Source organism: bacterium (assembly GCA_028821235.1).
Classification (GTDB): Bacteria; Actinomycetota; Acidimicrobiia; order Spongiisociales; family Spongiisociaceae; genus Spongiisocius.
In genome coordinates, this window is record JAPPGV010000155.1 from 1 (window position 1) to 10,032 (window position 10,032).

Annotated in this window: 9 protein-coding genes and 1 tRNA gene; 4 read left to right on the plus strand and 6 right to left on the minus strand. The window is 69.8% G+C overall.

Features of this window, described 5'->3' with window-relative positions; translation table 11 throughout:
* Positions 1–87: 87 nt before the first annotated feature.
* The 3 genes from murJ to OXK16_16195 all read right to left on the minus strand — a co-directional run bounded on the left by murJ (position 88) and on the right by OXK16_16195 (position 3,169).
* Entirely contained in the window at positions 88–1,647 is a 1,560-nt protein-coding gene (gene murJ / locus OXK16_16185) for a murein biosynthesis integral membrane protein MurJ (GenBank protein MDE0377482.1), read from the minus strand.
* A gap of 4 nt (positions 1,648–1,651) precedes the next feature.
* Positions 1,652–2,497, minus strand: coding sequence for a PHP domain-containing protein (locus OXK16_16190; GenBank protein MDE0377483.1), 846 nt, complete (start codon positions 2,495–2,497; stop codon positions 1,652–1,654).
* A 432-nt stretch (positions 2,498–2,929) separates the two neighbouring features.
* Positions 2,930–3,169: a hypothetical protein gene (locus OXK16_16195; GenBank protein ID MDE0377484.1), complete on the minus strand. Its 240-nt coding sequence runs from the start codon at positions 3,167–3,169 to the stop codon at positions 2,930–2,932.
* 99 nt (positions 3,170–3,268) lie between these two features.
* Between OXK16_16195 and OXK16_16200 the strand changes: the two genes are divergently transcribed.
* The 3 genes from OXK16_16200 (at position 3,269) to OXK16_16210 (ending at position 6,516) form a co-directional block, all read left to right on the plus strand.
* Positions 3,269–4,507 carry an aspartate kinase gene (locus OXK16_16200; protein ID MDE0377485.1) on the plus strand — a complete coding sequence of 413 codons (1,239 nt, stop codon included), beginning with the start codon at positions 3,269–3,271 and terminating at the stop codon, positions 4,505–4,507.
* Complete coding sequence (locus tag OXK16_16205; protein MDE0377486.1) at positions 4,500–5,516, plus strand: aspartate-semialdehyde dehydrogenase; 1,017 nt, start codon at positions 4,500–4,502, stop codon at positions 5,514–5,516. Before OXK16_16200 ends, OXK16_16205 begins: the two co-directional genes overlap by 8 nt.
* 217 nt (positions 5,517–5,733) lie before the next feature.
* Positions 5,734–6,516: a class II aldolase/adducin family protein gene (locus tag OXK16_16210; GenBank protein MDE0377487.1), complete on the plus strand. Its 783-nt coding sequence runs from the start codon at positions 5,734–5,736 to the stop codon at positions 6,514–6,516.
* A 234-nt stretch (positions 6,517–6,750) separates the two neighbouring features.
* On the opposite strand, the gene OXK16_16215 is transcribed toward OXK16_16210, so the two are convergent.
* The 3 genes from OXK16_16215 to OXK16_16225 form a co-directional block, all read right to left on the minus strand.
* Positions 6,751–6,827: transfer RNA gene (locus OXK16_16215), tRNA-Pro, on the minus strand.
* Between the two features lie 54 nt (positions 6,828–6,881).
* The gene (locus OXK16_16220; GenBank protein ID MDE0377488.1) at positions 6,882–8,156 is read right to left on the minus strand and encodes a hemolysin family protein; all 1,275 of its coding nucleotides are present in this window, start codon (positions 8,154–8,156) and stop codon (positions 6,882–6,884) included.
* Between the two features lie 25 nt (positions 8,157–8,181).
* A complete protein-coding gene (locus OXK16_16225; GenBank protein MDE0377489.1) occupies positions 8,182–8,538 on the minus strand; it encodes a response regulator in 357 nt (118 codons plus the stop codon).
* Between the two features lie 343 nt (positions 8,539–8,881).
* On the opposite strand from OXK16_16225, the gene OXK16_16230 reads away from it, so the two are divergent.
* Positions 8,882–10,032 (plus strand): hypothetical protein (locus OXK16_16230; GenBank protein ID MDE0377490.1); only part of this gene is annotated, 1,151 nt, incomplete at its 3' end.

Consider the following 10,032-nt stretch of genomic DNA (forward strand, 5'->3'; position numbering starts at 1 on the left):
CCGCCCCGGCGCGGCGCTTCACCAACTGGACCGTGGCCGGATGGAACCACCGTTACCACCGGCCCAGGCCCGCCGCCGGGACCAGGATCAACGGCGCCGCACGACCGAGCGCGCCTCGGCGGAGCCGATCGCGTACGTCGTAGCCAGGTAGACCACCGCCACCACCCCTCCACCGGCCAGGGTCGCCAGCACGCCGGTCGACATGCCCGGCACCTGCCCTCCGGTTATCGCCGTGGCCACCAGCCAACCGGCCGCTCCGGCGACCAGCGCGCCCAGCGCCACCTGTCCGACCGTCCGCACCATGCCCTCCAGTCCCTCGCCGCTGTGGAAGCGCCGCCACAGCAACCAGAGCGTCAGCGCGTGACCGGTGACGGTGATCGAGGCGGCCACCGCGATGCCGGGGACGCCCCCGACCCGGTATCCGAGGAAGTACAGGGGAATGGCCGGTAGGACCCAGGCGGTCCCGGCGATGACCGGGACCCACATCTGGCGGTGGGCGTAGAAGCTCCGGGCAAACAGCTGGTGGACGCCCCAGGCCGGAATGCCGAGCGAGTACCCGACCAGGGCCGCCGCCACCAGCACCGTGCCGTCCTCGCTGAAGGCTCCGTGCTGGAAGGCGACCCGGACCGCGGGCAGGCCGACCGCCACCGCGGCCGCCACCGCTCCGCCCGACGCGAACAGGACCGTGCGGATGGTGCGGCCCATCGACTCCCGCATCTCGGCGCCCCGGCCCTCGGCCACCAGTCGGGCGAGGAACGGGAAGGCGGCCACCCCGGCGGCCTGGGCGATCACCCCCACCGGCAGCATGTTGACCCGCCGGGCCAGGTTCAGGCCGAAGATCGACCCGTCCGAGGCCGCCGCCGCCACGATCTTGCCGAGGGACTCGTCGAGCACCACGATCGACTGGCCCACCATCAGGGGGAACGCCAGCAACAGGTATTCCCGGAAGGCGGGATGCCGGAAGTCAGGCACCGCCATGCGCACCCGGAAGCCGGCCCGGGCGGCGCCCCACCACTGGAGGGCGAAGTTGCCTATCGAGGCCCCCGCCACCGCGCCGACGATGAAGCCCGTGGCCGAGGCCTCGCCGGACGATGTTCCCAACACGCCGCCCACGATGATCCCGAGGTTGTAGATGATCGGGGCCAGGGTCGGGACCAGGAACCGCCCGTGGGCGTACTGGACCGCCGTGAACAGCCCGCCCACCACGAAGAAGATCTGCGCCGGTAGCACCAGCCTGGTGAGGCGGGCCACCTCGGCCAGCTGCTCGGCGTCGAGACGGCCGCCCGATCCGAACAGCCACCCAACCACCAGGTCGGCGGCCAGCGCCGCCGCGACGGTCAGGGCGACGATGAGCACCGCCACCGGCCCCAGCACCGCGTTGAAGGCGTTCCGGGCGCCGTCGCCGTCGCCCCGTGCCCGGTACCTGCTGAGGATGGGGATGAACGTGATGGCGAGGAAACCCCCGGCCAGCAGGTAGTTGAGGAAGTCGGGGACGATGAAGGCGGCTTCGTAGGCGTCGGCGGCGGGGCTGTCACCCAACCGGTTGGCCAGCACCACGTTGCGGGCGAACCCCAGGATGCGGGAGACCAGGATGCCGACCGCGACCACCGAGGCGGCCCGGGCTATCCCTTCTGCCGGCCGGCGCATGGCTTCAGCCGTCCCGCGCGGCCCGCAGGTCATCGAGGACCCGGTCGGGGACCACCAGGTCGCCCCGTCCGACCCCCACCCGCTGGCCGGGTTTGTAGGAGCCGTGGAAGTCCGACCCGCCTGACGGGAGGAGGCCGAACGACCGGACCGTGGCCTCCAGCCGGCGGCGGGTCTCGGCCGGGTACTCGCCGTAGTAGCACTCCACGCCCACCATGCCGTAGCCGGCCAGAAGGCGGAAGGCGTCCGCGTACTCCTCGGCCGTGTTCAATCCCAAGGTGTGGGGATGCGCCACCACGGGAACCCCGCCGGAGCGGCGCGCCAACCCGATGGCCTCCTCGGGAGGGAGCAGAGGGCGGGTGGCGTAGGCGACGCCGCGCGACCCGAGGTACTCGCGGAAGGCGGCGGGGATGTCGGGAACGTATCCCTTGGCGACCAGGAGGGCCGCGAAGTGGGGCCTGCCGACGCTCCCGCCCCGGGCCTGGGCGAGGACCTCCTCGTAGTCGATGTCCACGCCGATCTCATCGAGACGCCGGGCGATCGCCCGGTTGCGGCGGTCCCGGCCGGCCCGGAACTCCGCCAGGCGATCCTGGAGTGGGCCGGGCCCCGGCTCCAGGAACAGGACCACCATGTGGAGCCCGCCGCCCTTCCACTCGCAGGCCACCTCCGCCCCCGGGATGAGCTCGATCCCGGCCGGGCCCGCCTCGGCTCGGGCCTCCTCGATCCCCTCGAGGGTGTCGTGGTCGGTCAGGGCGACCGCGGAGAGACCCGCCTGGACGGCCAGCCCGACGACCGCGGCCGGGCTCTCGCTGCCGTCGGAGGCGGTGGAGTGAGTGTGAAGATCGACGGCCATCCGGAGATGAGGCTAACCCCGATTGCTCGGATCGGGCGCCGGTAGCAAGTCGGGCGGCTCGCGGCAGGCAGGTACCGGTGATGACCGCCGCCGAGAGCCCGTCCCGAGTCCTCCGCCTGCTGCGCCCGTTACCCGACCGTCGAGGTGGCGTGGTCCCGGCACCGGACAAGAGGGTTGAAAGTGTCACAGCGCCCTCGCATACTGTGTGGCAGTCACAAGCACCGCCGGTTTCTTGCTATTCGACGTCGAGGGAACCGGAACCGGGATCAATTCGGGAGCGGACCCGTCGGGGGATGGCGGAACGCGTTCGGACCGAAGGAGGTGGTGGCTGGGGGATGGGCCCGCCGGGGAGGGCGCGTTCGGGCGTTTTTCGCGTTCTCGACCCGCCGGGTCCGTCAGGGGCTCGGTAACGGCCCGCGCGGGGCCGGGTCCCTATCCGCCGCCGGTCGCAGTGGTGGTGTCGGTGACGATCGGGATGGTGGTGGTCGCTCCGCCGGCGTCGCCGCCGCCGGTCAGCAGGTTCCCGATCACGAAGATCACCACCAGCAGTGCGGCCAGGACCAGCCCGGTGATGATGCGGCGCCGCCATTTGGCCCGCTGGGCCAAGCGGCGCTCCTCCTCGATACGGGCTTGACGGTTCTGCTTCTGCCGGGCTCTCTTCTCGCTCCCCATGGGGGCTATTGTAAGAGTCTCCGACGCGCCACAGCACGCCAACGCGGATCGGAGCAATAGAATGCGACCCACCCGCGCCCCTCCCTGGAACTGCTTGCCATGTCTCTGGTCGTCCAAAAGTACGGCGGCACGTCATTAGCCGACTCCGAGCGCATCGAGCGCGTCGCCCACCGGGTGGCTCGTACCAAGCGCTCCGGTAACGACGTGGTTGTGGTGGTCTCGGCGATGGGCCGCCAAACCGACGACCTGATCGCCCTCGCCCGTCAGGTGAGCGCCAGGCCGCCGGCCCGGGAGATGGACATGCTCCTGACGGCGGGCGAGCGCATCTCCATGGCGTTGCTCGCCATGGCTCTCCACGACAAGGACATCCCCGCGCTGAGCCTCACCGGTGCCCAAGCCGGGATACTCACCGACTCGGAACACGGTGAGGCGAAGATCACGGCGATACGAGGGAACCGGGTGGGGGACGGTCTCGCCGCAGGGCAAGTGGTGATCGTGGCCGGCTTCCAGGGGGTGAATCCCGATTCCAGGGAGGTGACCACCCTGGGGCGGGGCGGTTCCGACGCCACCGCGGTGGCGCTGGCCTCGGCCCACTCCGCGGCGGTGTGCGAGATCTACACCGATGTGGACGGGGTGTACACGGCCGATCCCCGGGTGGTGCCCGACGCTCGCAAGCTCGCCGAGGTCTCCTTCGACGAGATGCTCGAGCTGGCCGCCGGGGGCGCCGGGGTGCTGATGGCACGCTCGGTGGAAGTGGGGAGAAAGTTCAAGATCCCGATCCACGTGCGGTCATCGTTCGTGCAGGACGAGGGGACCTGGGTCAAGGAGAATGTGATGGAAGAAGCAATTATCAGCGGAATCGCTCATGACACTTCGGAGGCGAAGGTGACTCTCTGGGGAGTACCCGACCGGCCCGGCGTCGCGGCGGCCATCTTCGAGAAGCTGGCAAGCGCGCGGGTGAACGTCGACATGATCGTCCAGAACGTGGGCGCGGATGGATGCACCGACCTCAGCTTCACCGTCCCCGAAGCCCATATCGAGATCGCCCGCCAGGCCACCGCCGAGCTGGTCGTGGAGCTGGAGGCCACGGGCTCCTCCGTGGATGCCAACGTGGGCAAGGTGTCGCTGGTGGGAGCGGGAATGAGATCAACGCACGGGGTGGCGGCCCGGGTGTTCCGCGCCCTTGGCGACGCCGACATCAACATCGAGATGATCTCCACCTCCCCGATCCGGATCTCGTGCGTGGTGAACCGAGACTCGGTGGAGGACGCGGTGCGGGCCTTGCACGCCGAGTTCGACCCGCCCGTGATCACGGCGGAGGTCGGCGCCGATGCCTGATCCGCGCGTGGCCGTGGTCGGCGCCACCGGAGCGGTGGGCCGCACCATGATCGAGATCCTCGAGGAACGGGACTTCCCGCTCTCGGAGCTGCGTCTCATGGCGTCGGCTCGGTCGGCCGGCCGGGTGGTCGCCACCCGCTGGGGCGACGTCGCGGTGGAGGATCTGTCCTCGGCCGATCCCTCGGGGATCGACATCGCCCTCTTCTCCGCCGGTGCGGGAAGGAGCAGGGAGTTCGCCCAGTCCTTCGTGGACCGGGGAGCGATCGTCATCGACAACTCCTCCGCCTTCCGCATGGCGCCCGAGGTTCCGCTGGTGGTGGCGGGCGTCAACGACCACGCGGCAGCCGACAACGACGGCATCATCGCCAACCCGAACTGCACCACCATGACGCTCATGATGGCCGCCGGACCGCTCCACCACCACGCCGGGCTGGCCCGCATGGTGGCCATGTCCTACCAGTCGGTCTCGGGGGCCGGGATGACCGGCATGGACACCCTCTGGCAACAGACGGTCGAGCTCGGCAACCGCCGTGAGGCACTGGTGCAGGGAGGATGGGAGGAGGGCGAGACCGACCCGTTCCAGCGGCCCATCGCCTTCAATGTCCTGCCCATGGCCGGGACGCTCACCGATGCAGGCCACACCGATGAAGAGTGGAAGCTGGTGAACGAGAGCCGCAAGATCCTCGAGCGGGACAGCATCGAGGTGGAGCCGACCTGCGTGCGGGTGCCGGTCATGGTGGGCCACGGTATCTCCGCCTCGATGTGGTTCGACTCGGCGGTCGACCCCGAAACCGCCCGGCGGGTGCTCACGGACGCACCCGGTGTCGAACTGTGGAGCGATGAGCGGGTGGCCACCCCGCTGGACTCGGCGGGCCAGGACCCGGTGCTGGCGTGTCGCATCCGTCCCACCATCGGCGTGCCCGGGGGCATCAGCCTGTGGGTGGTGGGCGACAACCTGCGCAAGGGGGCGGCGCTCAACGCGGTGGAGATCGCCGAGCTGCTGATCTAGCAGTGGTCTGTCTGTGGAGCGGCGGTGTGGTATGGCGTCGGCAGCGGTGTTCCTCGCAAGGCCCGCTGACGAAGGCGTACCCGCAGTGGTACGTTGAGGAAGCGGAACGCAGCGATGGGGCGCCGATGACCGCCAGAACAGGCCTGGTCGCTTCGCAGACAGGCCACTAGCTGCAATCTCGGGTAACAAGATCGCAGCCTCGGGTAATCTGTGGGCGATGACCGATTCCTACCCCGTCTGGCGATCAGGCATCGCGTCCGACGGAGGGGAGGCCCGCGCCGAGCCCGCCTTCGCCTCGGTCGAGGAACTGCGCGCCCACCGGAAGCGGATGCTGGTCACGTCTTACCGCCTGTTCGGCGCGTTCGGATGGGGATCGCTGGGAGACGGGCACATCACGGCTCGGGACCCGGAACGCACCGACGCCATGTGGCTGATCCGCTACGGGGTGCCGTTCCACCGCACCACCACCGACGACCTGGTGCTGGTCGGTCCGGATGGGCGAGTGGAGGGCGGCGGCTCGATCAACATGACCGCCTACCACATCCACGCTCCCATCCACGAGGCCCGTCCCGACGCAGTGGCGGTGGCCCACACCCACACCCCGTACGCCACGCCCTGGGCGGCCAACGTGGAGGGCTTCCGCATGATCTGCCAGGAGGCCACCGCCTTCCTGGACGACCACGAGGTGTACGAGGGCGAGGAGGTCCAGGTCTCGGACTTCGACACCGGCAAGAAGATCGCCGCCACGCTGGGCGAGGCCAAAGCGGTGCTGTTGCGCAATCACGGACCGGTCACCGTGGGCGGCTCGGTCGAGGAGGCGATCGGCTGGTTCCTGCTGCTCGAGCGGGTGGCGGAGGTCCACGTCAAGGCCCCCGATGCCCGGCCGATCAGCGCCGAGGCAGCCGCGATCGCGGCGCGGGAGATCGGCCACGTGTCGAGCGCGCTCGCCGCATTCGAGTACGCGGTGGCGTCCAAGCTGGAGCCCGGAGCCGCCGGGTAGCAAGTCCCTCCTGCAGGCGGCCTACCCCACTCATTCTCAGTAGCGCAATCCGGTACAAGCTTCCGTCGGAGGGTGGACTAAAGACCTCTTAACAAGAGGCGGGCGTAAGTTAAGGAAACCCCGTCCGCCTTTACTAAGCGGGACGGCGAAAGGCGTGTTCGGAACCGTCTTCGTGGGCGGACACCTTCCGATCAAGGCCCGCCGGGCCGCGAGAGTCAAGCACCAACAGAGTGCTGGTCGGGCAGGCGGGATTTGAACCCACGACCTCTTCGTCCCGAACGAAGCGCGCTACCAAGCTGCGCCACTGCCCGTGTGGGGCAACAAGCATACCCGCTCCCCCGCCCGGCGGACACCCCGCCCGGCGCCTACGCGGGAGGTTGTGCCCTCCCGGTCGCGTCCACCCTGATTCTGGAGACGCGGCGCCGGTCCATGGTCAGCACCGTGAGCCGGAGTCCCTCGTAGCTGACGTGGTCGCCCTCCGCCGGGATGTTCCCGGACAGGCTCAGGAACAGCCCGGCCACGGTGGAATAGGGTCCGTCCTCGACCTCGGCACCTGTTGCCTCTTCCAGCTCGTCTATCGGGGTCCGGCCATCCGCCAGCCACACCTGCCGCCCGATCGGCAGGATCGTGGGCACGCGGGGGTCGTACTCGTCCTGGAGCTCGCCCACCAGTTCTCCGACGAGATCCTTGATCGTCACCAGCCCGTCCACTCCCCCATGCTCATCGGTGACGATGGCGAAGCCGATCCGCCGGACACGCAGGTCTTCCAGCACCCGCATCACCGAGGCGCTCTCCGGCGCGTAGTAGGGGGTCCTGAGCAGGCCCGAGATCCGTTGACTATCCAGCTCCTCGGTGTGGCTGAGCACGTCCTTGGCGTAGAGGATCCCCAGGATCGAGTCCGGATTCCCCTCCTCGCCGACCACCGGGAAGCGGGAGTGGGCCGTTCTCGCTACCTCTACCCGGACGTCGGAAGAGGTGACGGGCAGGGCCAGGGCCACGATGTCGACCCTCGGCGTCATCACATCGCGGACCGGCTGGTCGGCCTTCTGGAAGAGGCGCTCGATGATCTCCCGTTCGCCCGGCTCGATCTCGCCGCCCCGTTCCCCGAGCACGGCCAGCGCCCGCACGTCGGCCGGCGTGACGCCCGTATCGTTCCGAGCAGGAAGGCGGAGCAGCCGCAGGATTCCCTGCCCGAGGCCGATGAACACCCCGGCGATGGGCCTGATCGCAACCGCCAGGGCCCACACGGCCACCGCCACGGTCATCCCGTACCGCTCCGGATAGCGGGCCGCCAGCGTCTTGGGAGTCACCTCCCCGATCACCAGCACCAGGATGGTCACCACCACGGTCGACAGGATCGTCCCCCACGTCTCGCCTACCAGCTGGAATGCCAGCGCGGTCGCCACCGACGTCGCCAGGATATTGACGAAGTTGTTGGCCACGAGGATGGTGCCGATCGAGCCTTCCAGGTCGTCGACCAGGCCTTCCAGCCGCCTCCCGCGCCTGCCCGTAGCGGCCAGCTGCTGGACCCGCTCCCGTGCCACGGCGGTCAACGCCGTCTCGCTACCCGATAGGAATCCGGACGCCAGAAGGCACACGGAGAAGATGACCCATAGCGTCAAGTGGTAGGTGTCCATCATCCGGACACCGGGGGCGGAGATCGTCTCAGCCGGTCGCCCCCACGGGAGCCACTTCCGCCAGCGTCCTCCTCAGTGCCTGGGCGCTGAAGGGCTTGGCCAGCCACCCGTCGGCGCCGGCCCGCTTGGCGATGAAGGCGTCGGCCGAGCGGTCGAGGAGCAGCACGATCGGCCCGGTGGCGGGAGTTACTGCCTTGAGAGCCCGGGTGATCGCCATGCCCCCCATCGAGCCGACCTGCATGTCCACGATGGACAGATCGATGCCCGCCGCGGCGGACTCGACCTGGTAGGGGTCGGTGACCTCCACGATCTCGGCCGATCCGCTCAGGGCGGCCCTCACCTGGTTCCGCACCCAAGAGGCGTCGGATACGAGCAGAACTCTCACGTGGGTGAACTGTAGCGAGTCCCCGCATGGACCGATGCGGGCTCAACCCCGACCGGACAGCCTGCTTGCTCCCGGCGGTGCTTCCCACATGACCCACCCGTGCGGCTCCCGCGCCACCGCCGGGGGAAGGCCTCGCAGCCGGCCGGGGCGACCCGCGTACCTTCTATCCTTGTCACGTGGTCTGTCTGTGGAACGGCGGCGTGGTATGCGCTAGCCAGCGGCGCTCCTCGCAAGGCCCGCTGACGAAGGCGTACCCGCAGCGGTACGTTGAGGAAGCGGAACGCAGCGACGGGGCGTCGATGGCAAGCAGAGCACGCCAGGCTGGTCCATAGACAGAGCACTAGTGGCCCGCATCATCCCCCTCCTTCTCATCGCTTGGTTCCTCCTGGTTCTCGGAAGCCCCGTCATCGGGGACGAGCCGGGCGGTCACATAGAGATCATCGAGGTCAGCGGCAACCTGGACGGGCCGGCTCTCGACTTCGTCTCGGACCGGGTGGAGGCCGCCGCCCGCGGAGGGGCCACCGCCGCCGTCATACAGCTGGACTCCCGCGCCACCCTCTCGGGCGGCCTGCCCCATCTGGCAGCCCGGATCGCCGACCCGCCCCTCCCGCTGGTGGTGTGGGTAGGGCCGGCGCCGGCCTCGGCGTTCGGCGGCGCCGCTCACCTGCTGGCCGCCGCCCCGATCAAAGCGGCGGCTCCCGGAGTGCGGATCGGGTACACGCAACCGGTGGTGGCCGGCGACGCCGCACACCACCCGGCCCGGACCGGACCGCTCGAAGCTCTCGCCGGGTCTGCCTTCACGGTGGCCGAGCCAACCGAGGGTCTCGTGGAGATCGTGGCGCCCTCGATCAGCAACCTGCTGGTGGAACTGGAGGGCCGCACCGTCGAGGTACGGGGCGAACTGGTCATCCTGCGCACGCTGCGCTCCACCGGGGACGGAGCCGCCGCCATCGAGACGGTCTTCTACGAGCCCTCCGTCGGGGTGAGGCTGCTGCAGCTGGCCACCGGCGCGGAGGCGGCATTCTTCTTCCTGGTGGCCGGCCTGGCGGTCGTGGTGTTCGAGTTCTACGCCCTGGGGCCGGGCATCGCCGCCGGCGTGGCGGCCCTCATGTTGCTGATCAGCGGCTACGGCCTGGCCGTCCTCCCGCTCCGGGGATGGGCTGTGGGGTTGGCCCTGGCCGGGGTCTGGTTTCTCACAGCCGACTTCCAGCGGGGCCGGGCGGGACCGCTGACCGCCCTGGGCGCCGTGGCGATGCTGGTGGGCGGCCTCTATTTCACCGACGCCGCTCCCCAGATCCAACCGTCGTGGTGGATCGTGACGGTGGTCACGGTCTCGGTGACCGCCTTCTACGTGATAGGCATCAGGACGGTCGCTCGGGCTCGCTTCTCCACCCCGACCATGGGCCGCAGCCACCTGATCGGCCGGTCGGGCCTGGCCGTCACCCGCTTCGACCCCGATGGGGTCGTGGAGGTGGAGGGCGCCCGGTGGCAGGC

Bases quoted from the DNA above. Each gene is read 5' to 3' on its own strand.
- OXK16_16205 (MDE0377486.1), top strand. From the start codon at position 4,500: ATGCCTGATCCGCGCGTGGCCGTGGTCGGCGCCACCGGAGCGGTGGGC.
- OXK16_16195 (MDE0377484.1), bottom strand. From the start codon at position 3,169: ATGGGGAGCGAGAAGAGAGCCCGGCAGAAGCAGAACCGTCAAGCCCGT.
- murJ (MDE0377482.1), bottom strand. From the start codon at position 1,647: ATGCGCCGGCCGGCAGAAGGGATAGCCCGGGCCGCCTCGGTGGTCGCG.
- OXK16_16220 (MDE0377488.1), bottom strand. From the start codon at position 8,156: ATGATGGACACCTACCACTTGACGCTATGGGTCATCTTCTCCGTGTGC.
- OXK16_16200 (MDE0377485.1), top strand. From the start codon at position 3,269: ATGTCTCTGGTCGTCCAAAAGTACGGCGGCACGTCATTAGCCGACTCC.
- OXK16_16190 (MDE0377483.1), bottom strand. From the start codon at position 2,497: ATGGCCGTCGATCTTCACACTCACTCCACCGCCTCCGACGGCAGCGAG.
- OXK16_16210 (MDE0377487.1), top strand. From the start codon at position 5,734: ATGACCGATTCCTACCCCGTCTGGCGATCAGGCATCGCGTCCGACGGA.